Origin of the sequence: Cellulomonas sp. T2.31MG-18, from assembly GCF_964266755.1 — a bacterium.
Taxonomy (GTDB): Bacteria; Actinomycetota; Actinomycetes; order Actinomycetales; family Cellulomonadaceae; genus Cellulomonas.
Genome location: NZ_CAXWGW010000001.1, coordinates 47674 through 70521, shown reverse-complemented (window position 1 = coordinate 70521; position 22848 = coordinate 47674). Strand labels below are relative to the sequence as shown.

Genomic DNA, 22848 nt, shown 5'->3' with positions numbered 1-22848 from the left:
CCGTGTCCTCAAGAGGTGCGGACGGCGCGGGCGGGCCATGATCGATCGATGGCTCGTGTGCGGGGGGACACGCCGGGGGACCGGCGCGCCCGGGCACGGTCGTCGGTGGGGAGCCGTGCGGGTGTCCCGACCGCCTGCAGACGGGGAGACGGGTCGTGGACTCGCTGAGCTTCACGGCCGCCCTCGACGGCATCCCCACCACCCGCCGGTGGGTGGTGGCGTGGGCTCGTCGTGCCGGCTGCCCGGAGGCCTGCGTCAGCACGATCGCCCTGCTGACCACCGAGGCGGTGACCAACGCGGTCCGGCACGGGCCGGACCGCGGGACGGTGACCGTCGCGGTGTCGCAGGTGCGCGGGCAGTGGCGGGTGGCGGTCACGGACCAGAGCCGTGGTCGGCCGGTGGTCCGGGACGTGGAGCCGTGGGCGCTCGGCGGGCGCGGCGTCATGCTGATCGACCGCCTGGCGGCCGCGTGGGGCGTCGACAGCGGGCGCGGCGGGGCCAAGACGGTGTGGTTCCACGTCGCCTGCGCCGACTGATCCGGAGGCGTCGCCCCCGCTCGATCATCGACGTGCCGGCCGCCGAGAGGTCCTGGCGGCCCGGAACCCGTCGGCCCCGGGCCGCCCGCGGACCTAGACCCAGAACGTGCGCAGCCGTTCGGCGAGGCGTCGTCCCTGGTCGTGGCCTCCTCGCGCGGCCTGCAGGCGGGTCGACGGGTCGAGGGCGTTGGCGTCGAACACGTCACCGGCGCCCGCATCGGGGAACACCGTCTCCACCTCGCTGCCACCCGCGCGCAGCTCCTCCACCTGCGAGGCGAGGTCCATCCGCCACGCGGCCGGCATGCGGGACCGGCCCCCGAAGGGTGAGAGGACCAGCACCCGCCCGTACCCCGCGGCGAGGTCGGCGTTCTCGCTGCGCCGGTAGCCGCCGTTGAGGTAGCGGCGGTCACCGATCGGGTACGGCAGCATCGCCGACGTGCTGGCGGCGACGGCGTCCACCAGGTCCACGCCGCTGTCCCGGTCGAGCGCCACGGGTTCGCCGGTACGGGCGTCCACGGCCACCAGCAGCACCCGCTGCTGCGGCCACTCGGTGCTCGGCAGCCGGCTGGCGACGACGTCGCGCCACCGCGCGCCCGCCGCTCCGTCGGACGCGTCCCGCCGGAGCGCCGCGGCGCCCATCCGGCGGCGCATGTCCGCGGCGTCCGCTGCGGACGCGATCACCTCGTCGGACCAGGCGAGGTAGCCGGCGCCGGACACACCCCGGGCAGGGCCGTGGCCCGCGCTGTTCCGGGGACCGTTCCCGGCGCCCGCGCCGTTACCGGGAACGGTCCCGGTGCGGGCGCGCGTCCGGGAGAGGTGGCGCGTCGACGATGGCGGAGTAGAGCTCCGCCGGCCGGGGGCCACCGGTGATCTGCGCCGCGACGGTGGCGCCGGACGACGTCCCGACGATCAGGTCGGCCGCCGTGACGTCGACGCCGGCGTCGGCAAGCCCGGCGATGACACCGATCGCCCAGGCGTTGCCGGCCGCGCCGCCGCCGGCGACGACGAGCGCCCGCCCGCCAGCCGACGGACGGGGGGACGAGGAGGAGGAAGAGGAAGAGAAAGGTGCGTTCATGGGAGTCGCCTCTCGGGAGATGCCTGGCGGGCGCTCCCGGAACGACTAGCGCAGCTGTGCGGTCGCCGACCTCGAAGGAGCACCCGATGCGGGTACTGCCGCCATGGGTGTCACCTGCTACCGGTCGGTCGCCGCCGTCGGGATGTCCACGCGCCGACGACGCGGTCCACGGACCGCGCGCCCACTATCGCCGCCGGCGGGGACTCCCGTCCATCGAATTCGGGTTCACCGCGCGGACGTCGCACCGAGCGCCGTCGCGGCGTCGTCCGCCTGCGCCGCCGTCGAGAAGGAGAAGGTCACGGAACCGTTGGTGATCGGGGCCTTGATCACGGGAGCGGCGACGACCTTGCCGTCCCGGAGCACCGCCACCTGCTTGTTCACCTGACCGGTGGTGACGTCGCGCAGCGTGGTGGTGTCCGTGGGGCCGAACGTGGCGACGACGGACGGGCCGGCCGCTGGGCTCTGCCGGGCCACCGATCTCGGCGTGAGGGTGGCCAGCGGCGGGCCGAGCACGTAGGTGGTGCTGCCCGCCAGGTCGCAGGCGGTGCCGGCGACGTCCGCGGTGAGGGGCGGTGCGCTGCACGGGCCGGGGGCGGACGAGGTGACCAGACGCAGGCCGATGGGGTAGCTGGCCGGGTTGGCCTGGACGTCGACGACCGCGCACCCGGACGCGAGCGACACCGCGGTGAGGAGCAGGGCGGTGCGGGCGACGTGCTGCGTGCGCATGGTCCGAGCCTGCACCGGCCGGCGGCATCCTGCCGGGGGACGGATCGCCCCGGTCGAGGGCCGTCCCTATGCGGTGACCAGGGAGTCCAGCTGGGCGGCGTTGGTCGCCACCACGCCGGCCGACTCCCGCAGCAGGGCGCTGACGTGGGCCGAGCTGGTGGCGCCGTCGGCGACCGCGGCCACCCCGGAGCTCATCTCGCTGGCCACGGCGGTCTGCTCCTCGACGGCGCTGGCGAGCGCCGCCTGCTGCAGCTCGATCTCGTTGATCAGTTTCAGGATGTCCGTGATCGCCTTCTCGGCGTCCGTGCTGTCCGCCTGGATGGCGCCGATCATCTCGGTGATCTCCGCCGCGGCGGTCCGGGTGCGGCCGGTCAGGTCCTTGACCTCGTTGGCCACCACGGCGAACCCCTTGCCGGCCTCGCCGGCGCGGGCGGCCTCGATCGTCGCGTTCAGCGCGAGCAGGTTGGTCTGGTCGGCGATCGCGGAGATCAGCTTGGTCACGGCGCCGATCCGGTCGCTCGACTCGCCCAGCTTGGCCAGGCGCTCGTTGGCCACCCCGGCGATCCGGACGGCGTTGGCCGTGCCCTTCGAGGCGGCGGCGGCGCCGACGGCGATCTCCCGGATGCTGGCGGACATCTGCTGCGAGCCGGCCGCGACGGCGTCCGCGCGGTTGGAGACGTCCGCGGACACGGCGGCGATCTGGTCGCTCAGCTCGGTCAGCGAGCCGGAGGAGCTGAACAGCTCTCCGGCCACCGACTTGGTGACCCGGAGGTTCTCGGTCGCCTCGGTGTCGTCGGCCCACACGACGACGAACCCGTCGGCCAGACGGTCCACCGTGGTGCGCGCCGACGCACGACGTCCGGCCTCCTCGACGGTGACCACCCGGGTGACGGGGAAGGACCGCTCGTGGGCGATGATCGAGGCGAGCTCCTTGCGCAGCGCCGGCATCACCGCATCGCCGCGCTCCGCAGCCACGCGAGCGGCCAGGGCGTCGGCCGCCCGGTTGCGGGCGACGATCTTGCCTTCCGCATCCGTCACCAGGATGGCGGCTGGCGCAGCGAGGAACACGTCGAACGCGCCCGCGCGGATGAACTGGGCATCGAACCCGTTCGACGACGACGTGGCGCGGGACCGGCGGCGGAACATGGCGACCTTTCGGTAGGCGTGACCTCTGCTTCGCCTATCGGCAGCACACGATGGGTGCTGAGAAGTTGCAGAGTGTGTAAAGTTGCACGGCCTGCAACGCGGTGATCCCGCGGTGAGCGGGCTCCCAGCCCACGAGAGAGTCGGTCCCGTCGTGCCCCACGCAGCTCCCGCACGGCCCGCAGGCACGTCTGCGGCCCCCGTCATGACCCAGCGCCAGATCATGCTGGTGATCTACGCGCTCATGGCGGGCATGTTCCTGTCGTCGCTCGACCAGACGGTGGTCGGCACGGCGATCCGCACCATCGGCGACGACCTGCACGGCCTGAACCAGCAGGCGTGGGTGACGACGGCGTACCTGATCACCTCGACCATCGCGACGCCGATCTACGGCAAGCTCTCGGACATCTTCGGCCGGCGGCCGCTGTACATCTTCGGCCTGACCGTCTTCATCCTCGGGTCGTTCCTGTCGTCGTTCTCGACCTCGATGATCATGCTGGCCGCGTTCCGGGCCTTCCAGGGCATCGGCGCGGGCGCGCTGATGTCCGTGCCGCTGGCGATCATGGGCGACATGCTGGCGCCGCGGGAGCGCGCCAAGTACCAGGGCTTCTTCCTGGCCGTGTTCGGTGTCTCCGCCGTCGTCGGCCCGCTGATCGGCGGCGTGTTCGCGGACGCGTCGCAGATCCTGTGGATCGCCGGCTGGCGCTGGGTGTTCCTGATCAACGTGCCCGTCGGCGTCGGGGCGATGTTCATGGTGCTCGCGTTCCTGCACCTGCCGAAGTTCCACAAGACCACGGCGCCGCGCATCGACTGGTGGGGCGCGTCCGCCGTCGTCGTCACCCTGGTCCCGCTGCTGCTGGTCGCCGAGCAGGGCCGTGAGTGGGGCTGGACCTCGGCCTCCGCGATCACCTGCTACGTGATCGGCGTGGTGGGGCTCATCGCCTTCTTCGTCGCCGAGACGATCATGAAGGCGGACGCGATCATCCCGCTGCGCCTGTTCCGGTCGTCGACGTTCTCCATGTCGACCGTGCTGGGCTTCCTGGTCGGCTTCGGCATGTTCGGCGCGATGCTGACCCTGCCGCTGTACCTGCAGCTGGTCACCGGCCTGACGCCCACCGAGTCGGGCTTCGCGACGCTGCCCATGGTCGGCGGCCTGATGATCGCCTCGGTCGGGTCCGGCCAGGCGATCGCGCGCACCGGCAAGTACCGCATCTTCCCGATCACCGGGACGCTGGTGACCGCCGGTGGCTACCTGGTGCTGACGTTCATGACCGTCGACCGGCCGCTGTGGTTCCTGATGATGGCGATGTTCTTCATCGGGCTCGGCTTCGGCCAGCTGATGCAGTCCCTCACGCTGGCGACCCAGAACGCCGTGGACGTGACGGACATGGGCGTCGCCACGAGCTCGGCGACGTTCTTCCGCCAGATCGGCGGCACGCTCGGTACGGCGGTGCTGCTGTCGGTGCTGTTCGCGCTGATGCCGACCAAGGTCAGCGGTGCGATGCAGAACACGGCCGACCTGACCAGCGCCCTGGACGCCGCCCTGACCCCGTCGGTCGCCTCCGCACCGGCCAACCAGGGCGTGATGAACCAGATCTGGAACCCGATCGTCACCCCGGTGAAGGCGCAGGTGCAGACGGGGCTCGACCAGGGCACCGCCGCCGCGACGCAGGCCGCCGACGCGGCCGTCACGCAGCAGGTGACCGCCGCCGTCCAGGCCCAGGTCGCCGCCGGTGCCGTCCCGGCCGCCCGTGCCCAGGCGGTGATCGACGCCCAGGTCGCGGCGGCCAAGCCGGCGGCCGAGCAGAAGGCGCTCGCGGCGGCGGCCCAGCAGGCCGGCGTCACGGTGGCCGGCGGCAAGCTCACCGTCGACTACACCGACGCGGCGCAGCGCGGTGCGGTGGTCGGCAAGGTGGTGCCGACGATGATCGACAAGCTGAAGAGCTCGTCGGCACCCTCGACCTCGTCGTCGAGCACCGCGGACACGTCCTTCCTCAAGGGTGCCGACAAGCGGCTGACCAGGCCGTTCCTTGCCGGGTTCAACGACTCCGCGGTGGTCGTGTACTGGGTGGGCCTGAGCGTGATGCTGCTGGCCTTCGTCCTCACCTGGTTCTTCAAGACGCCGCCGCTGCGGCAGCGCTCCGCGCTGCAGGAGCGTGCCGACGCGCTGCACACGGCCGACGACCTCGAGGTCGACGCGATCGACGCGGCGGTCGGCGCCGGGGCCCCGACGGGACCCGGTGGCGGAACCGTGCACACGCACCGGGCATGATCGCCCGTGACGGGACCCCGGCCCCCGGGGTCCCCGCCGGCCCGGCCCGACGAGGAGGAGGCGCCGTGAACCTTCCAGCAACGGCCGTCCCGGCCGCACCGGGACCGGACCGGCCCTGCTCGCTGCGGGAGCAGAAGAAGCAGCAGACGCGCCACGCGATCCACGACGCAGCCTGCCGGCTGGTGATGGAGCGCGGCCTGCCGCACGTCACGGTGGCGGACATCTGCGCCGAGGCGATCGTGTCCGAGCGGACCTTCTTCAACTACTACCCGTCGAAGGCGGCGGCCGCGCTGGGCCTGCCGGACACCGCCCTCGCGGCGCACGACGAGGAGCGCTTCCTCGCGGCGCACGGGGCCCTGGTCGACGACGTGTGCGTGCTGGTCGCGGACACCGCCGAGCTGCACGACCACGACCTGCCGCGGCTGCGCGAGCTGATCCGCCTCGAGCCGGACCTGCTGACCGCGGTGAAGCAGTGGACCGTCAGCCTGCGCAAGCGCATCGTCGAGCTCGCCGAGCAGCGCACGTCGCCGGAGCGTGCCCGGCTGGCCGTCGCGCTGGTGTTCGCGGCGCTGCTGCTGCACGCCGACGGCGGGTACACCTCGCACCCGCCGACCGCGCGGGAGCTGCGGGAGACCGTGGCGCGCCTGGTCGCGGTCGGGGCGGAGTCGCAGGAGTCCTTCGCCGCCGACCTCGCGCCGGCGCTGGTGCCGGGCGCCGCGCGCTGAGCACCGGCGCGAGCTCGTCGGCAGCGGAGGGCCGATGTTCTGGGTGGTGATGACGGTGGTCGCCTCGACCGTCACGGTGACCTACGCGGTCATCGGCCGCTACGGGCAGCGTTGGGGCATCTCGGTGGAGCGTGCGCGTCGGTTCCGCACCTCGAGCTGGCTCGCCGCCGGGTGGACCGCCGTCTGCGTCGGTCACTTCCTGGTCGGCCGCTGATGGCCAGGACGCCGGTGGCCGGCCCCAAGGCGAGCGTGCGACGCCGCTGGGAGTGACGCGACCTCGGCCCTTCTCGTGGTGCCGGTGCGCTGTAGGGTCGGGATCGTCACGGTGGTGGGGCTCACCTTCAACCGCGGTCGTCATGGCCGCCAACGGTCCCTGGGATGCCTGTTCGGGCGTGCCGTGACCTCTCGTCCTCCGGCCGCCCGCGCCGGTGTCCGTCTCGACGGCGCGTAGCGGAAGGACAGACGATGACCCGTCAGGGTGTTGTGCTCACGGCAGTGTCGGCGCTGGAGATCCTGGACTCGCGGGGCAACCCCACGGTGCAGGTGACCCTGGTGACCGACGACGGCCGGTCGTGGGTGGCCGGGGTGCCGTCGGGCGCCTCGACCGGCACCCGGGAGGCCGTCGAGCTGCGTGACGGCGACGCCGCCCGGTATGGCGGCAAGGGCGTCACCCACGCGGTCGCGAACGTGAACGGGGAGATCGCGGACCTGTTGCTGGGCCGCGGGTGGGACAGCCTGGCGGACCTGGACCGGGCGACGATCGAGCTGGACGGCACACCGACCAAGGCCCGGCTGGGTGCGAACGCCCTGGTGGGCGTGTCGATGGCGGCGGCCCGGGCGTTCGCCGGCGAGCAGCCGCTGTGGCAGTCGCTGCAGCCGGGCGGCGTGACGCCACGGCTGCCCGTGCCGCACTTCAACGTGCTCAACGGGGGCGTGCACGCGCCGAACGACCTGGACTTCCAGGAGTTCATGATCGCGCCGGTCGGTGCGCCGTCGTTCCCGGAGGCCGTGCGCGCCGGCGCCGCGGTGTACGGGCGGCTGCGGGCACTGCTGCGGGACCGCGGCGAGAGCACGGGTCTGGGGGACGAGGGTGGGTTCGCCCCGAACATCGCCCGGCCGGAGGACGTGCTGACGGTGATCGTGCAGGCGATCGTCGACGCCGGGTACTCCGCCGGGATGGACGGGGTTGCGATCGCGCTCGACCCGGCCGCCAGCGAGTTCTACCGCGACGGCGCGTACCACGTCGCCGGCGAGACGCTGAGCAGCGCAGACATGATCGCCCGGTACGAGCAGATGGCCGCGGACTTCCCGCTGTGGTCCCTGGAGGACGGGCTGGCCGAGGGCGACTGGGACGGATGGCAGCAGCTGACTGCCCGGCTCGGCGGCCGGCTGCAGCTGGTGGGGGACGACATCTTCGTCACCAACCCGGCGATCATCACCGAGGCGATCGACCGCAAGGTCGGCAACTCGGCGCTGATCAAGCTCAACCAGATCGGCACCGTCACCGAGACGCTCGAGGCGCAGCGGATCTGCCGCGAGGCCGGGTACACGCAGATGATCTCCCACCGGTCGGGCGAGACCGGCGACTCCTTCATCGCCGACCTGGCGGTGGCCACCGGCACCGGCCAGCTCAAGACGGGTGCACCGGCCCGCGGCGAGCGCGTCGCCAAGTACAACCGGCTGCTGGAGATCGCCGCCGCCCAGCCGGCCATGCCCTACGGCCTGATCACCCCGGAGGTCCGGTGACGGCGGCCGACCAGCCGGTGGACGACCGGCCGAGCCCCGGGCGGACGGCGGGGGAGCAGACCCGCCGCCCGCCCGGCACGCTCGTCCTGCTGCGCAACGGGCAGAGCGAGGCGGACGACGGCCAGGTGTTCGCCGGCCTGCTCGACCCGCACCTGACCGAGGTGGGGATCGCCGAGGCTGCCGCGGCGGCGACGATGCTCACCGCGCACGGCGTCCAGGTCGACCTGCTCGTCACGTCCCCGCTGGCCAGGGCGGCACGAACCGCCGAGGTCGTCGCACGGACCCTGGCGGTGCCGCGCGAGGCGGTGCTGACGGACGATCGGCTGCTGCCCCGCGGTCTCGGCTGCCTCACCGGGCTCGCCAAGCGCCGGGCGCTCGAGCGGTACGGCCACGACGCCTACCTCGAGTGGCGCTACGCCGTCGACGGTCGACCGCCGTCCGCGACGGTCGCGCAGGCGGCCGGCTGGCCGTGGCGACCGCCGGCCGAGCTCGTGGACGACGCCGCACTCGTCGCCGGCGAGTCGCTGCGAGACGTCATCGGCCGCGTCGAGCCCGTGTGGACGCAGATCGTGCGTCCGGCGCTCGCGGCGGGACGCGGCGTGCTGGTCGTGGCGCACGGCGACTCGCTGCGTGCGTTCCGTGCCGTCGTCGAGGGGTTGACCGGCGAGAGCCTGGCCGACGGCAGCGTCACGCCCGCCCAGCCGCTCCTGTACGCCACCGGCGGCGACGGGAACGTCGTCGGCCCCGCGCAGTACGTCGAGGACCTCGGCCGGCCGCCGGAGGCTGAGCCCGGAGGCTGAGCCCGGAGGCTGAGCCCGGGGGCTGAGCGCCGGGCGGCGACTCAGGCGGGGAGCGGAGTCAGCCGTCGGGGCCACAGCGCCGTGGCCCCGACCGTCGCCGCAGCGGCGACCACCGCGAGCACCAGCGCCGCTCCCCGCAGTCCCGCGGCGCCGAGCCAGCCGGCCAGCGGGTAGGTGACCAGCCAGCAGGCGTGCGACAGGGAGAACTGCGCGGCGAACACCGAGTGCCGCTCGCCGGCGGGCACGTGCCGCACGATCAGCCGCGCGATGGGCACCTCCGCGGCCGCCCAGCCGGCGCCGACGGCGAGCCACAGCACGCCGACCGTCACCAGTCCCGCCGTCCGCGCCTGGATGCCGAGCGCGAGCGGCACCGCGAACGTCGCCACGGTCAGCAGCACGGCGCCGCCGAGCATCACGGCGCGTTCCGACCGCCGGCGCAGCACCGCCGGCAGTGCCAGGGCGGTCGTCATCGACCCGAGGCCGTTGACCGCCAGGAGCAGTGCGACCACGTCGTTGCTCTGCCCGAAGGTGTCGCGGGCGATCACCACCGTCTGCACCAGGACGAACGCACCCGCCGCCGCCACGGCCAGGTTCAGTGCCAGCGCAGGACGCAGGCCCGGGGTGCGGGCCATCAGCAGGGCGCCGTGGCGGACGCGGGCGCCGAGCGGCAGCTCCTCGAACGGTGTGCCCTCGTCCGGGGTGGTGGCCGCGCGCGGGACGACGACGGACAGGATCAGCACCGCCGACGCGGCGAACCCCAGCCCGGTCCCGACGAACAGCGTGTGCGTCGACACCACCAGCAGCAGGGCAGCGGCCAGCATCGGGGACAGCACCATCTCCAGGTCGTCGGCCAGCCGGGAGAACGACAGCGCCTGGGTGTACTCGTGCTCGTCGGTCACCACGTCGGGCAGCGCCGACTGGAACGTCGGCGTGTGCACGGCGGACGCCGCCTGCAGCACGAACACCAGCACGTAGATCTGCCACACCTGCCCGGCGAACGGCAGCGCCAGGGCGACGACGGCCCGCAGCACGTCCGCGGTGACCATCACCGACCGCCGGGGCAGGCGGGCCACCAGGGCGGTCGCCACCGGTGCGAGCACCACGTAGGCGACCATCTTGATGGCGAACACGGTGCCCAGCACGGCGCCCGCGCGTCGGCCCGCCAGGTCGTGCGCCAGCAGCCCGAGCGCGACGGTCGCCAGGCCGGTGCCGAGCAGCGAGACGACCTGCGCGGTCAGCAGCCGCCGGTAGGTGGCGTTGCGCAGCACGGGTCCGACGGGCGAGGGCATCCGGCGATGCTACGGACCTTCCGACCCGGGCGACGCGCGCCGCCGACGGGGCGGGACCGACGGACGCGCGTCAGGCGACCGTCAGCTCCGCGTACATGCCGGCGGCATAGTGCCCTGGGAGGTTGCAGACCAGCTCGTACCGGCCCGCGGGCAGGTCGAGCGTGGTCCACCCGGCCGTGCCGGGCTGGACGCCGTCCCCGGTGCCCGCGGCACCGGTGCGGGACGCCTCGCCGACGCTGCCGGACTCGTCGACCGTGCCGTCGGCAGCAACGGAGCGGGTGCCCACCTGCTGCCCGTCGGCCAGCGGCAGCACCACCAGCTCGTGGGTGCGCCATCCCGCGTTCGCCAGCACCAGCGAGACGGTCCCGGCCGGCACGGCGGTCCGGTCCACGGCCAGGCCCATGTGGCTGCGGCCGCCCATCATCGCGCCCATGTCGACGGCCGTGACGCGGACCGTCGCGCCGTCCAGCCGGGGCACGGTCGTGCCGACGCGGCCGCCCATCATGCCGCCGGGTGCGTGACCCGGCACGATCGAGCTCCAGCCGCGGTCCGTCCTCGCGCCCCCACCGGCGTTGCCGGCCCAGGCGACGGTCGCCGCCACCGAGCCGACGAGCAGCACCACCGCGGTCACCAGGCCCGCGAGCAGCCACGTCCGCCGTCGACGACCCGGACCATCCCCCGCGGTGCTCATCGGGTGCCCGACTCCCTGAGCGTCGCGCGCACCTGCTGGTACGTCGCCAGGTCGATCTCGCCCGCCGCAAGGCGTCGGTCGAGGAGCTCGAGCGACGACGGGGCCGACGCGGGTCCGAACCCGGTTGCCGGCGGCGGGACCGGCATGCCGACGTCCGTCCGGTGCCCGGAACGGACGAGCGAGACCACCAGCCACACGATCGCGGCGATCAGCAGTACCCAGAACAGCCCCATGACCACCCATCCGACGCCCATCCCGACGCCGTACCCACCCATCATCACGATCTCCTCGAGGCTGCCCGGCCGGCAGGCGCTGCCGACCTGATACGAACCAGCCTCTGCCGGCGATGCGAAGGCTCGGACGTCGTGATGATTGAGATTCGATGAAGGGCCGCCGCGACGGCTCCCGGGCAGGCGCTGACGCTCAGACCGATGGTGTCCAATAGCCCGTCCGAGCCGCACCCGTCGACGTGAAGCTTCTGAGAGGCGTTCATCCATGAGCAAGAAGCGCACCCCGGAGCTGACGGAGCGTCAGGCACGCCTTGCGGAGATCAAGCAGGCGCAGCAGCGCGCCGAGCGGCGCCGACACCTTCTGGTCTGGTCGATCGTCGGTGTCGTGGTGCTCGCGCTGGTCGGGACGACCGTCACCGTGCTCGTGCGCCAGGCCAACCACGACGCGAGCGTCCAGGCCGCCGCCAAGGCCCCGATCGAGGGCGTCAAGACGTTCACCGGCCTGTCCCGGAACCACGTCACCGGCACCGTCGCGTACGCGCAGAACCCGCCGGTCGGCGGCGACCACTCCGAGATCGTCCAGAACTGCGGCTACTACTCCGCGCCGGTGGCCGACGAGAACGCCGTGCACTCCCTCGAGCACGGCGCCGTCTGGATCACCCACGACCCGAACCTCCCCGCGGCGCAGCTGGCCACCCTGAAGTCACTGGCCGCGAAGAGCTCGTACGTCCTGGTCACGCCCCGCGCCGGCCTGCCGGCCCCGGTGGTCGCCTCCGCCTGGGGCCTGCAGCTGCAGCTGACCTCGACGGACGACCCCCGCCTGGCGGCCTTCGTCACCAAGTACGCCAACGGCCCCCAGACCCCCGAGCAGGGCGCTGCGTGCTCCGGCGGGACGGGAACGCCCGACGCGCCGTGACGGCCGGGCGCGCTCCATCAGGACCGCACCGATGACGACGCCGAGCAGCGCCCACAGCTGCGGCTGGGTGAGGGGACCGAGCACCCGGGTGTTGATGCGCAGCATCTCGACGAGGAACCGGGAGACGCCGGACAGCACCAGGTAGGCGCCGAACACGCCGAGCGGCGCCAGCCTGCGCTCGAGCCGCCACAGCACGACGGTGATCACGACCGCGGCGAGCGTCTCGTACAGCGGGGTGGGGTGCACGGGGACGGTCGTGGGCACCGTGCCGTTGGCGAACGTCACGCCCCAGGGCAGGGTGGTCGGCGTCCCGTAGGTGCCGTCGCCGGACAGGAAGCAGCCGATGCGGCCGATGCCGTAGGCGAGGGCGAGCGGCGCGGCGGCGGAGCCGGCGACAGCTCTGGACGTGGAAGCTCCCGATCGAGACGAGCACGGGCAGCACGGGCGACTCCTTCCGTGGCGTGCGCGCAGGGCGCACGGGGGCGTCGTCCGCCCGGGGACCACCGTCGCGTCGGTTCCCTCGCCGCACTGCTCGCGTGCGATCAACGTTCGATGAAGAGGGCACGAGCGCGGTTGGCACCTATACCCCCATGGGGTATAACGGTGAGTGTGCTGGTCCGGCCGGGCCCGCGGTCCCGCTGGGTCGCGGGGCGGACGCGAGGGCCGGCGCACGCGCGGGGACGAGGAGAGGGGACGGCACGATGCCGGATCGGACGATCACCCTGCAGGTGACCGGGATGCACCCGAGCGGCTCGGCCGGCGCGGTCGAACGGCGGCTGGCCGCCGGGCCCGGGGTGCGGGCGGTGACCGCCAACGCGGTCGCCCAGACGGCGACGGTGACCTACGACCCGAGCGCCACCACGGCCACCGACCTCGAGCGGTGGGTCGAGGAGTGCGGCTACCACTGTGCGGGCCAGTCCGTGCCGGCGCACGTGTGCGACCCGCACGCCGAGCCTGGCCAGCCGGGTGGTCGGCCGATGCGGGACGACCACGCGGTGCACGAGGACCACACGGTGCACGAGGACCACGCGGTGCACGAGGACCACGCGGTGCACGAGGACCACGCGGTGCACGAGGACCACGCGGTGCACGGCGGTCATGGCGCGCCGGCCATGTCCCCGCACGAGGCGATGGGCCACGGCGGCCACCACGGCGGCATGTCGATGGCCGCGATGGTCGCCGACATGCGCCGCAGGTTCCTGGTCGCCGCGGTGCTCTCGGTGCCGATCGTGCTGTTCTCGCCGATCGGGCGGGACGTGCTCGGGTTCACGGCGGCGGCGCCGTTCGGCCTGCGGGACGACGTGCTGGCCCTGGTGCTGTCCCTGCCGGTGATCTTCTACTCGGCCTGGATCTTCTTCGACGGTGCGGTGCAGGCGCTGCGCTCCCGGACGCTGGACATGATGGTGCTGGTCGCCGTCGGGGTCGGCACCGGGTGGCTCTACTCCGTCGTCGTGACCCTGACCGGCGGCGGCGACGTGTTCTACGAGGCGTCCACCGTGCTGGCCGCGTTCGTCCTGCTCGGTCACTGGCTCGAGATGCGGGCCCGCGGCGGCGCCAACGACGCGGTGCGCACCCTGCTCGAGCTCGCCCCACCCAAGGCGGTCGTGCTGCGCGGTGACCAGGAGGTCGAGGTCCCCACCGACCAGGTGCAGGTCGGCGACCTCCTGCTGATCCGCCCCGGCGCCAAGGTGCCGGTGGACGCCGTCGTGGAGCAGGGCCAGTCCGAGCTCGACGAGTCGATGGTCACCGGGGAGAGCCTCCCGGTGGCCAAGGGCCCCGGCGACGAGCTGGTGGGTGCGTCGATCAACACCACAGGCGCCCTGCGCGCGCGGGCCACCAAGGTCGGGGCGGACACCGCTCTGGCGCAGATCGTCAAGCTGGTCCAGGAGGCGCAGAACTCGAAGGCGCCAGGTCAGCGGCTGGCGGACCGTGCGGCGTTCTGGCTGGTGCTGGTCGCCCTCGTCGGCGGCGGCCTGACGTTCGTCGTCTGGCTCGCGACGGGCGCCAGCCTCCAGACCGCGCTGCTGTTCGCGATCACGGTCGTGGTGATCACCTGCCCCGACGCGCTCGGCCTCGCCACACCGACCGCGATCATGGTCGGGACCGGACTCGGTGCGCACCGGGGCGTGCTCTTCAAGAGCGCAGGTGCGCTGGAGGAAGCCGCACGCGTGCAGGCGGTCGTGATGGACAAGACGGGCACCCTCACCATGGGTGCGCCGGCCGTCACCGACGTGCGCGCGCACGTCATCGACGCGGAGGAGGTCCTCCGGCTCGCGGCTGCCGTGGAACGCGAGTCCGAGCACCCGCTCGCGCGTGCGGTCGTGGCCGAGGCGGGACGCCGTGGGTTGACCGTCCCGGCCGCGGCCGAGTTCCGGGCGGTGCCCGGGCACGGAGCGGCGGGGCAGGTCGACGGGCACGCGGTGCTGGTCGGCAGCCGCAAGCTGCTCGCCGACGAGGGGGTCGACCCGGGCCCCGCCGCCGCCGAGCAGGACGAGCTGGCCGGAGCCGGGCGTACGGCCGTGCTGGTTGCGGTCGACGGGCGCGCTGCCGGCGTCATCGCCCTGGCCGACGCGGTGCGCCCGACGTCGGCCGCGGCCGTGCAGGCCCTGCACGACCTCGGGGTGCGCGTGGTGATGCTCACCGGCGACAACCAGGCCACCGCCGACCGGATCGCCACCGAGCTCGGCATCGACACGGTCATCGCCGAGGTGCTGCCGGGGGACAAGGCGGCGGTCGTGGCGCGGCTGCAGGCGGACGGCACGCGGGTGGCCATGGTGGGGGACGGCGTCAACGACGCCCCGGCGCTCGCCGGCGCCGACGTCGGCATCGCGATCGGGGCCGGCACGGACGTGGCCATCGAGACCGCCGACGTCGTGCTGATGCGGTCCGACCCCATGGACGTTCCCGTGGCCCTCCGGGTCGGACGCGGCACGTTGCGCAAGATGCGGCAGAACCTCGGGTGGGCGATCGGCTACAACACGGTGGCCCTTCCGATCGCCGCCGGCGTGTTCGCACCGGCGTTCGGCCTGGTGCTGCGACCGGAGATCGCCGCCCTGTCGATGTCCGGCTCGTCGCTGATCGTCGCCACCAACGCCCTGCTGCTCAAGCGGCTGAGGCTGCCGCGCGACGGCGCCTGAGGAGCCCAGTCCGGTCACGGACGCGGAACGGCTTCATCACGTCGTGATCGAACGTTCGGCAGACCGTCGTACGTGCACCCCCCATGGGTACCGGCGACGCGAGATGGAGAAGGCGATGCGCACATCAACGATCGACCCGGTCTGCGGCGCTGACGCCGTGGAGAGCCCGAGTCGTGCGACCGCCGACGCGGGCCTGGCCGCTTTCAGGGCGCCGGCGGCAGCTCGATCTCGAACCGGGCACCGCGACCGGGGCCGTCGCTGGCGGCGGTGACCCGCCCGCCGTGCGCCTCGACCAGCGCGCGCACGATCGCCAGCCCGATGCCCGACCCGCCGTCGGTGCGTGAGCGGGCGGTGTCCACCCGGTAGAACCGCTCGAAGACGTGGGGCAGGTGCTCGGACGGGATGCCGGAGCCGGTGTCGGCCACGGTCAGGCGAACGGCGCCGTCGGACGCCCGCCCGGTGGCCAGCGTGATGGTCCCGCCGGCCGGCGTGTGGCGCAGTGCGTTGTCCAGCAGGTTGCCCAGCACCTGCCCGAGGCGGTCCGGGTCGACGAGGACCTGCGGCAGCCCGGCCTCGGGGTCGACCCGGACGACCACCCCGGCCGCGGCCGCGCGGTCGGTGACGGCAGCCGCTGCGCTGCCCACCAGGTCGTTCGGGTCCGTGGGGACGCGCGCGAGCTGCACGCCGGGCGCCTCTGCCCGGGTCACCGCGGCCAGGTCGTCGGCCAGCCGGGTCAGCCGGGCGCCCTGGTCACGCAGCACCGTGATGGTCGCCGGCTCCAGGTCGACGACTCCGTCCTCCAGACCGTCCAGGTAGGCACCCAGCGTCGCGACCGGGGTGCGCAGCTCGTGCGCGACGTCGGCCAGCAGCCGGCGGCGCAGCTGCTCGCTCTCGGCCAGCCGGCCGGCCATCGCGTTGAACGAGGTGGCGAGTGCGTCGAACTCGGCGCCGAGCCGCGGCTGCGGCACCCGGGCGTCGAACCGGCCACCGGCCAGCAGCGCGGCGGCCGTCGCGACGGCGTTCAGCGATCGTCCGACCCGACGCGCCAGCACCACGGCGACCCCCAGCGACATCGCAAGCCCGACCGCCAGGGCGAGCCCGACGGACAGGGCCGACGCCGACCGGAACGCCTCCTCGGCATGCACCACGGCGGCCGGGTCGGCGACCCCGGTGCCCACCAGGTGCCGGTGGAAGAGCACCGGTCCCGCGAGCCCCGCCACCAGCCAGGCCGTCACCCCCGCCACGCCCATCACCAGCGTGAATGCCAGCAGCAGCCGCGCCGCCAGCCCCGACCGACCCCCGCCGGGCGTCCGGGCGTCGGTGCTCACTCGCCGGTGCCCATCCGGTAGCCGACGCCACGCACGGTCCGCACGAACCGTTGGGCGTCGACCGTGTCGCCGAGCTTCTGCCGCAGGTGCAGCACGTGCACGTCGACCAGGTGCTCGTCGCCCACCCAGCCGTCACCCCACACCGCCTCGATCAGCTGCCGCCGGGTCAGCACCGCGGCCGGGCGCCGGGCCAGCGCCGCGAGCACGTCGAACTCGGTGCGGGTCAGCGGCACCGGCTCACCGTCGAGCTCCACCTCTCGGCCGGCGAGGTCCAGGCGCAGCGGACCGATGACGAGAGGCGGGACCGACCCGTCCTCGGGGCGCCCGGTCGCGGCCGACGACCGTCGCGGCCGGCGCTGCATCGCCGCGATCCGCGCCACCAGCTCACGCGGCCGGAACGGCTTGGTCATGTAGTCGTCGGCGCCGACCGACAGGCCGATCAGGGTGTCCACCTCGTCCGTGCGGGCGGTCAGCATCACCACGTAGCAGTCGGAGAAGGTGCGCAGCTGCCGGCACACCTCCACCCCGTCGAGCCCGGGCAGGCCCAGGTCCAGGACGACCACGTCGGGGTCCAGCTCGCGCGCGGCGTCGAGGGCGGCAGGGCCGTCGAAGGCCAGCCGGACCTCGTACCCCTCCCGACGCAGGTACCCGGCGACGACCTCGGCCAGCGCGCGTTCGTCGTCCACGACGAGTGCGCGGCGGGCGGCGGGAGGGGTGCTCACCGGGCCATTGTGATCGCGTCCTCCGCTCGGACCCGGCGCCCCACGGGCACCTGACCGGCGTCTTCATCGAACCTTGATCGGTTCGCGACAGCCCCTGAACCCGCCGCCGCCACGCTGAGGAGGTCCGGCCCGCCGACCGGACGTCGATCGCGCTGGGCATCACCCCGGCGCCGTCCCGAGGAGCACCCGTTGGGGCCCCAGCCAAGCCCGCTGCCGGTCGTGGTGGTCACCGCGCCGGCGTGCCACCTGTGCGACGACGCCCTGCACCGGCTGCGTGCCGTCGCCGGACAGGCGCGCCTCGACGTGCGCGTCGTGGAGCTCGAGGCCGAGGAGGGCCGGGCGCTGGTCGCGGAGCACCGCCCCCCGATGAGCCCGCTGGTCCTGGTCGACGGGGTCTTCTTCAGCTCGGGCCGGCTGCCGCAGCGCAAGGTCGACGCGCTGCTGCGCGTGCGCGGCGGCCTCCCGGTGCCGCTGGACGACGTGCCGCTGGACGACGTGTGGGACGGGCCGGTGAACGTCCGTGGGTAGCCAGCTGCTGGCCACGGGCAGCGTGCTCGCGGCGTTCTTCGCCGGCGGCGTGGCGCTCTTCGCGCCGTGCTGCATCGTGTTCCTCGCCCCGTCGTACCTGGCCGGCGCCGTCAAGAGCGCGCGGTGGCGGCTGCTGCCCCTGACCTTCGTCTTCACCGCCGGGCTGGCCCTGGTGATGGTGCCCCTCACGCTCGGCGCCAGCCTGCTGTCCGGCGCGATCGCCCGCTACCACCAGCCTCTCTACTACGCGGGCGGCGTCCTCTTCCTCGTGCTGGCGTGGCTGGCGCTGTCGGGCCGGATGTGGTCGCTGCCGGCGGCGCTGAGGGCGCCGGACACCACCCGCGGCGACAGCGCCAGCTTCTTCGCCCTCGGCGTGTTCTCCGGCATCGCCTCCTCCTGCTGCGCACCGGTGCTGGCCGGCGTGATGACCCTGTCGGTGCTGTCCGGCTCCGTGGCCGGAGGGCTGGCGCTCGGCCTGGCCTACGTGTTCGGCATGGTGTTCCCCCTGTTCGTCATGGCGCTGGTCTGGGACCGCGCCAAGCTGGGGGAGCGGCGCTGGCTGCGGCCGCGCACCGTCCGCTTCACCGTGGCCGGCCACCGGGTGGTCACGACGACGCTGAACGTCGGCGTCGCCGTGGCCTTCGCCGTGATGGGCGGGTTCGTGATCGCCCTGGCCAACAGCCGGAGCATGACCGGCGGCACCGCCGCCCAGGACGCCGCCGCACGGGGCCTGACCAGCGCGTTCCTCACCGTCGAACGCTGGCTGGCGCCGCTGCCGGAGGTGCTGCTCGGGCTCGGGCTGCTCGCCGTCGCCGTCGGCTTCGTCTGGTTCACCCTCGCCGACCGCCGCCGGCGTCCCGGCGCCCCCGTGGACGCAGCCACCGCGCATCCGTCGTCCGCACCTGATGACGAGGCTCCGTCCTGCCACGGCCCGGCCGCCGGCACCCCGCACGAGCACCAGCAGCACGAGCAGAACAGGACCGCACGATGACCTCCGGATCCGCAGTCAAGCGCGACCAGCACCGCGAGGAGGTGGTGGCCGCCGCGCGCAAGACGCACGAGGACGCTGCCCGCCGGCGCCGGCTCATCCGCGTCGTCGCCAGCATCCTGGGCGTGCTCGTGGTCGCCGGGGTGATCACCGCCGGGCTGCTGTCCGCGCGCCCCACCCAGCAGGTCGCCGTCCGCGCCGCGCCCGACTTCACGCTGCCCGGCTCCGACGGCTCCTCCGTCACGCTGTCCGCGCTGCGCGGCAAGCCCGTGCTGCTCTACTTCTCCGAGGGCGCCGGCTGCGACGCGTGCCTGGTGCAGATGCAGAAGATCGAGCAGGACCCGGCCTTCGCGGCCAAGGGCATCACCGTGGTGCCGATCGTGATGAACACGGCCGACCAGATCAACGCCGACCGGCAGCGCCTCGAGGTCAGGTCGGCGTTCTACCTGGACAAGGGCACCGTGTCCCAGGAGTACGGCGTGCTGGGCAAGGGCATGCACGCCGGCCTGCCCGGCCACGGGTTCGTCCTGGTCGACGCGGCCGGCCAGCAGGTCTGGGCCGCCGAGTACCCGTCCATGTGGCTCGCCCCGGACCAGCTGCTCAAGGAAGTCGCGTCGCGCATCTGACGACGCCGCGCCCCCCGCGCGCGGAGCGGCCCCTGGCGTCCGTGCTCCCGGCATGAGCCCCGCCACGCAGGGGACCCCACGCCCGGCCACTAGGCTGGCCGCCGTGGTCGACGCGTCAGGCACGGTGGCGTCGTCCCGAGCCGCACGTCGTGGCACAGGCGCTCGCGGACGAGGCCGTCCGCGCGACCCGGGCCTCGAGGAGCGGACCCGCCTCGTCGCGCTGGAGCTGTTCGGCAAGCGCGGCTTCTCCGGCCTGACGATCGACGAGGTGGCGGCGACCGCCAAGATCGGCAAGTCGTCCATCTACCTGCGCTGGCCCGACAAGCAGACGCTGCTGGCCGACGCGCTGCGCGGCATCCAGGGTGCCGACCCCTCGCAGGCGAGCACCGGCACGGACCACGACGCCAACGAGCAGACCACCCCCGAGCCGCAGACGCTGCGCGACTACCTGCTCGCGCACGTGCACCGCCGGGCGGACCTCTACCTCGGCCCGTACGGCCTGGCGATGCTGCGCCTGTACGTGGAGGCCCGCGCCTACCCGGAGCTGTTCGGCGCGATCCGCGAGCAGGCGATCTCCCGGCTGGTGCTCGACGAGCGCGAGCGGGTGACCCAGGCAGTGCGCGCCGGTGTGCTGCCACCGGACGCGGCACCGGTGCGCATCCTCGACGCGGTGGAGGGTGCGATCTTCATGCACCTGCTGGTCACCCCGCCGGAGCTGCTGGACCGCGTCCGCGCCGGCCTGGACGACTACGTCGAGCGGATGGTCGACGACCAGCTGCGCGCGGCGGGGTACGACGCGCAGGCGGACGCCGAGCGCGTCCGGCGGCTCAGCCCTCCCGGAAGCTGACCCCGAACCCACCGCGCGGGTAGTGCCACCGCAGCGCACCGGGGGCCGCGACGGCGAGGCACGTGCCGCACTCCAGGCAGGCGGCGTGGTCGGCCACGATGCGGCCGTCCTGCTCGCTGTACACGCCGGCCGGGCACACCGCGATGATCCGGGCGCCGGTGCCGGTGGTCCGGCACAGCTCCTGGTCGATCTCGATGTGCGACTCCTCCTCGTCGAGCACCACCCGGTTCTTCGCCAGGCGCTCGGGGACCGACATCGCCCTCACAGTGCACGCACCCCCGCCCATCCGTCGCTGACCAGGTCACGCACGGACACCGCGGACCTCCTGAAGCTGTCCCGCGCCACCGCCACCAGGTGCTTGCGCGGCGTGCCGTCGAGGCTGAACACGTCGCGGAACAGGCCGGCGGCGAGCTCCCCGTAGGCGGCGTACATCCGCGGGCGCTCCAGGAACTTGGGTGCACGCGCGTAGGTGCGCAGGTCCTTGACGACGAAGCTCTCGTCGAGGTGGCGCCGGTAGGCGGCCAGGCCGATCGCGGTCACGTCCTGCGCCGCGATCGCCTCGCCGATCCCCTTGGCCGCCGCGACGGCGGAGCCGATGGCGAGGTCCATGCCGCGCACCGTCAGGCCGGAGTTGATCGTCAGGCCGGCGGCCTCGCCGACCACCACCATGCCGCCGGTGACGATCTGCCCGAGCATCTCCAGGCCGCCCTCGGCGACCAGGTGGGACCCGTACTCGACGATCTCGCCGCCGCGCAGGTACGGCTCCAGCACGGGGTGGCTCAGGTAGTGCTCGAACACCTCGGGCGCCGTGCGCCCCTGCTTGACCAGGTCATCCAGGCGCAGCACCACGCCGACGGACAGCGACTCGGTGTTGGTGTACAGGAAGCCGCCGCCACCGATGCCCAGCGTGCAGTCGCCGACGATGGCGTGCGCCGCACCCTGGTCGGCGCTGACCGCGAAGCGGTCCTCGATGACGGTGCGCGGCAGGGACACCACCGCCTTGACGCCCACCGCGAGGTGGTGGGTGGCGGGCTGGGGCCGCAGCCCGATGCTGCGGGCCAGGAAGGAGTTGACCCCGTCGGCCGCGACCACCACGCGCGCGCGCAACTCGTCGTCGCCGGCGCGGACGCCGACCACCTGGGGTCCGGCCGGCGTGTCCTCCCGCAGCAACGAGTCGACGCGGACGCCGGGCATCAGGAAGACGCCGGCCTCCTCGGCACGCTCGGCGAGCCACGGGTCGAACCGCGCCCGGAGCACCGTGACGGCGTTGACGGGCTCGGCCAGCGGTCCGCCGGCGTAGTCGAGGGACACCGAGGAGTCGCCGGTGAGGAACGTGGTGACGTGCCGCGTGATGCGACGCTCGACCGGTGCGGACTGGGCGAAGCCGGGGAACACCTCGTCGAGCACGCGCCCGTAGAGCACTCCGCCCGACAGGTTCTTCGCGCCCGGCGCCTCGCCACGCTCGATCAGCACCACCGACAGGCCCTGCTGGGCCAGCAGGTAGGCGGTGACGGATCCGGCCGGCCCGCCGCCGACGACGATGACGTCGAAGTCGGGCTCGGCGGCGGCGCTGCTCATGCCGTCCTGCCGAGGGCGGCCGTCAGCGCCGGCACCACCTGGTACAGGTCGCCGACGATGCCGTAGTCGCACTGGGCGAACACCGGCGCGGCCTTGTCGCTGTTCACCGCGACGATCACCTTCGCCTCGCGGACGCCCACCATGTGCTGCAGCTGCCCGGAGATGCCCACGGCGACGTACAGCTCGGGGGAGACCCGCTGGCCGGAGATACCGATGTAGCGGTCCTTCGGCAGCCAGTCGACACCCTCCGCGAGCGGCCGCGAGCAGGCCACCTCACCGCCGAGCGCGCCGGCCAGCCCGCTGATCAGGGCCACGTCCTCACGGGCCTTCAGCCCACGACCGACGCCGACCACCACGCGCGCGGCGCCCAGGTCGACACCGGCGACCGTGGTGGGCCGCACCTCGACGACCTGTGCGGGCAGCGGGGTCGCGGCGACCTCCTCGACGGGGGTTGAGCCGGCCACGGGGGACGTGACGACCGCACCCGCGTCGACCGCCAGGACGGCCGGTCCGCCGGCCACCGCGGTGCGGTGCTGGCTGATCCCGCCGAGCACCGACCGGGTCACCACGACGTCGTCGCCGGCGAGCTCCACCCGCTCGACGCCGGCGAGCACCGGGCTGCGGAGGGCCGCGCCGACCGCCCCGAGCAGCGCGCGGCCGCCGGGCGTCGTCGCGCCGACGACCACCCGCGGTGCCGCCTCGGCGACCAGCCGGGCGACGTCCGGTGCGAAGGCCTCGACGGGTGCGGTGCCGGGCTCACCGAGCCAGAGCACGCGGTCGACGACGCCGGCGACGGCCTCGGCCACCGCGCGGCGGCCCGCCACCACGGCGACCACCTCGGTGCCCAGGGTCCGGGCCACCTCGACCAGGCCCGTGGCTGCGGCGTCGTCGGCGACGACGATCCACGACTGTGCTGTCTGTGCTGCGTTCACGTTCGTCCTCCTC

General features: G+C 73.8%; 24 protein-coding genes and 1 pseudogene. 12 read left to right on the top strand and 13 right to left on the bottom strand.

What is annotated here, in order from left to right:
- The first annotated feature begins 155 nt into the window (after positions 1-155).
- Entirely contained in the window at positions 156-536 is a 381-nt protein-coding gene (locus ACFQTY_RS00305; RefSeq protein WP_378095628.1) for an ATP-binding protein, read from the top strand.
- Between the two features lie 93 nt (positions 537-629).
- Here ACFQTY_RS00305 and ACFQTY_RS00300 read toward each other — a convergent pair whose 3' ends face one another.
- From ACFQTY_RS00300 to ACFQTY_RS00285, 4 genes are all read right to left on the bottom strand, one after another.
- Positions 630-1253, bottom strand: coding sequence for a patatin-like phospholipase family protein (locus ACFQTY_RS00300; protein ID WP_378095626.1), 624 nt, complete (start codon positions 1251-1253; stop codon positions 630-632).
- A 58-nt stretch (positions 1254-1311) separates the two neighbouring features.
- Positions 1312-1611: a patatin-like phospholipase family protein gene (locus ACFQTY_RS00295; protein ID WP_378095623.1), complete on the bottom strand. Its 300-nt coding sequence runs from the start codon at positions 1609-1611 to the stop codon at positions 1312-1314.
- Between the two features lie 225 nt (positions 1612-1836).
- On the bottom strand, positions 1837-2337 hold the full coding sequence (locus ACFQTY_RS00290; RefSeq protein ID WP_378095620.1) for a hypothetical protein: 501 nt from the start codon (positions 2335-2337) through the stop codon (positions 1837-1839).
- A 66-nt stretch (positions 2338-2403) separates the two neighbouring features.
- Positions 2404-3483 (bottom strand): methyl-accepting chemotaxis protein, encoded by a 1080-nt coding sequence (locus ACFQTY_RS00285; RefSeq protein ID WP_378095616.1) that lies wholly within the window; start codon positions 3481-3483, stop codon positions 2404-2406.
- A gap of 202 nt (positions 3484-3685) precedes the next feature.
- On the opposite strand from ACFQTY_RS00285, the gene ACFQTY_RS00280 reads away from it, so the two are divergent.
- The 5 genes from ACFQTY_RS00280 to ACFQTY_RS00260 all read left to right on the top strand — a co-directional run bounded on the left by ACFQTY_RS00280 (position 3686) and on the right by ACFQTY_RS00260 (position 9023).
- The gene (locus ACFQTY_RS00280) at positions 3686-5752 is read left to right on the top strand and encodes an MDR family MFS transporter (protein WP_378095613.1); all 2067 of its coding nucleotides are present in this window, start codon (positions 3686-3688) and stop codon (positions 5750-5752) included.
- Positions 5753-5817: 65 nt separating this feature from the next.
- Positions 5818-6477 (top strand): TetR/AcrR family transcriptional regulator, encoded by a 660-nt coding sequence (locus ACFQTY_RS00275; protein ID WP_378095610.1) that lies wholly within the window; start codon positions 5818-5820, stop codon positions 6475-6477.
- Positions 6478-6511: 34 nt separating this feature from the next.
- Positions 6512-6691, top strand: a complete 180-nt coding sequence (locus tag ACFQTY_RS00270; protein ID WP_378095608.1) for a hypothetical protein — start codon at positions 6512-6514, stop codon at positions 6689-6691.
- A 251-nt stretch (positions 6692-6942) separates the two neighbouring features.
- Complete coding sequence (eno, locus tag ACFQTY_RS00265) at positions 6943-8223, top strand: phosphopyruvate hydratase (RefSeq protein WP_378095605.1); 1281 nt, start codon at positions 6943-6945, stop codon at positions 8221-8223.
- Complete coding sequence (locus ACFQTY_RS00260) at positions 8220-9023, top strand: 2,3-bisphosphoglycerate-dependent phosphoglycerate mutase (protein WP_378095602.1); 804 nt, start codon at positions 8220-8222, stop codon at positions 9021-9023. Before eno ends, ACFQTY_RS00260 begins: the two co-directional genes overlap by 4 nt.
- A 41-nt stretch (positions 9024-9064) precedes the next feature.
- Here the strand turns inward: ACFQTY_RS00260 and ACFQTY_RS00255 are convergent, their stop codons facing one another.
- The 3 genes from ACFQTY_RS00255 to ACFQTY_RS00245 form a co-directional block, all read right to left on the bottom strand.
- On the bottom strand, positions 9065-10312 hold the full coding sequence (locus ACFQTY_RS00255; RefSeq protein ID WP_378095599.1) for an MFS transporter: 1248 nt from the start codon (positions 10310-10312) through the stop codon (positions 9065-9067).
- A 70-nt stretch (positions 10313-10382) separates the two neighbouring features.
- Positions 10383-11003: a sulfocyanin-like copper-binding protein gene (locus ACFQTY_RS00250; protein ID WP_378095596.1), complete on the bottom strand. Its 621-nt coding sequence runs from the start codon at positions 11001-11003 to the stop codon at positions 10383-10385.
- The gene (locus tag ACFQTY_RS00245; protein ID WP_378095593.1) at positions 11000-11281 is read right to left on the bottom strand and encodes an SHOCT domain-containing protein; all 282 of its coding nucleotides are present in this window, start codon (positions 11279-11281) and stop codon (positions 11000-11002) included. Before ACFQTY_RS00245 ends, ACFQTY_RS00250 begins: the two co-directional genes overlap by 4 nt.
- A gap of 217 nt (positions 11282-11498) precedes the next feature.
- Between ACFQTY_RS00245 and ACFQTY_RS00240 the strand changes: the two genes are divergently transcribed.
- Entirely contained in the window at positions 11499-12149 is a 651-nt protein-coding gene (locus ACFQTY_RS00240) for a DUF3105 domain-containing protein (protein WP_378095590.1), read from the top strand.
- Positions 12150-12176: 27 nt separating this feature from the next.
- Here ACFQTY_RS00240 and ACFQTY_RS00235 read toward each other — a convergent pair.
- A pseudogene (locus ACFQTY_RS00235) lies at positions 12177-12653 on the bottom strand (prolipoprotein diacylglyceryl transferase); the annotation flags it as partial.
- A gap of 197 nt (positions 12654-12850) precedes the next feature.
- Here ACFQTY_RS00235 and ACFQTY_RS00230 point away from each other — a divergent pair.
- Positions 12851-15286, top strand: a complete 2436-nt coding sequence (locus ACFQTY_RS00230; RefSeq protein ID WP_378095586.1) for a heavy metal translocating P-type ATPase — start codon at positions 12851-12853, stop codon at positions 15284-15286.
- A gap of 203 nt (positions 15287-15489) precedes the next feature.
- Here the strand turns inward: ACFQTY_RS00230 and ACFQTY_RS00225 are convergent, their stop codons facing one another.
- Positions 15490-16614: a sensor histidine kinase gene (locus ACFQTY_RS00225; protein ID WP_378095583.1), complete on the bottom strand. Its 1125-nt coding sequence runs from the start codon at positions 16612-16614 to the stop codon at positions 15490-15492.
- A complete protein-coding gene (locus ACFQTY_RS00220) occupies positions 16611-17336 on the bottom strand; it encodes a response regulator (protein WP_378095580.1) in 726 nt (241 codons plus the stop codon). Before ACFQTY_RS00220 ends, ACFQTY_RS00225 begins: the two co-directional genes overlap by 4 nt.
- A 189-nt stretch (positions 17337-17525) precedes the next feature.
- Here ACFQTY_RS00220 and ACFQTY_RS00215 point away from each other — a divergent pair, with 189 nt between their 5' ends.
- From ACFQTY_RS00215 to ACFQTY_RS00200, 4 genes are all read left to right on the top strand, one after another.
- Entirely contained in the window at positions 17526-17864 is a 339-nt protein-coding gene (locus ACFQTY_RS00215) for a glutaredoxin (protein WP_378095577.1), read from the top strand.
- Entirely contained in the window at positions 17857-18855 is a 999-nt protein-coding gene (locus ACFQTY_RS00210; RefSeq protein WP_378095574.1) for a cytochrome c biogenesis CcdA family protein, read from the top strand. Before ACFQTY_RS00215 ends, ACFQTY_RS00210 begins: the two co-directional genes overlap by 8 nt.
- Entirely contained in the window at positions 18852-19478 is a 627-nt protein-coding gene (locus tag ACFQTY_RS00205; protein ID WP_378095571.1) for a peroxiredoxin family protein, read from the top strand. The genes ACFQTY_RS00210 and ACFQTY_RS00205 overlap by 4 nt, the downstream gene beginning before the upstream one ends.
- A 103-nt stretch (positions 19479-19581) precedes the next feature.
- Positions 19582-20325, top strand: a complete 744-nt coding sequence (locus ACFQTY_RS00200; protein ID WP_378095567.1) for a TetR/AcrR family transcriptional regulator — start codon at positions 19582-19584, stop codon at positions 20323-20325.
- Here the strand turns inward: ACFQTY_RS00200 and ACFQTY_RS00195 are convergent.
- Genes ACFQTY_RS00195 through ACFQTY_RS00185 form a run of 3 tightly spaced genes read right to left on the bottom strand, consistent with a single transcriptional unit; the run spans position 20306 to position 22835 of the window.
- The gene (locus tag ACFQTY_RS00195) at positions 20306-20581 is read right to left on the bottom strand and encodes a ferredoxin family protein (protein ID WP_291760752.1); all 276 of its coding nucleotides are present in this window, start codon (positions 20579-20581) and stop codon (positions 20306-20308) included. The two genes, ACFQTY_RS00200 and ACFQTY_RS00195, sit on opposite strands and share 20 nt — an antisense overlap.
- Before the next feature lie 5 nt (positions 20582-20586).
- Entirely contained in the window at positions 20587-21903 is a 1317-nt protein-coding gene (locus ACFQTY_RS00190) for an FAD-dependent oxidoreductase (RefSeq protein ID WP_378095564.1), read from the bottom strand.
- On the bottom strand, positions 21900-22835 hold the full coding sequence (locus ACFQTY_RS00185; protein WP_378095561.1) for an electron transfer flavoprotein subunit alpha/FixB family protein: 936 nt from the start codon (positions 22833-22835) through the stop codon (positions 21900-21902). The genes ACFQTY_RS00190 and ACFQTY_RS00185 overlap by 4 nt, the downstream gene beginning before the upstream one ends.
- Positions 22836-22848 lie beyond the last annotated feature (13 nt).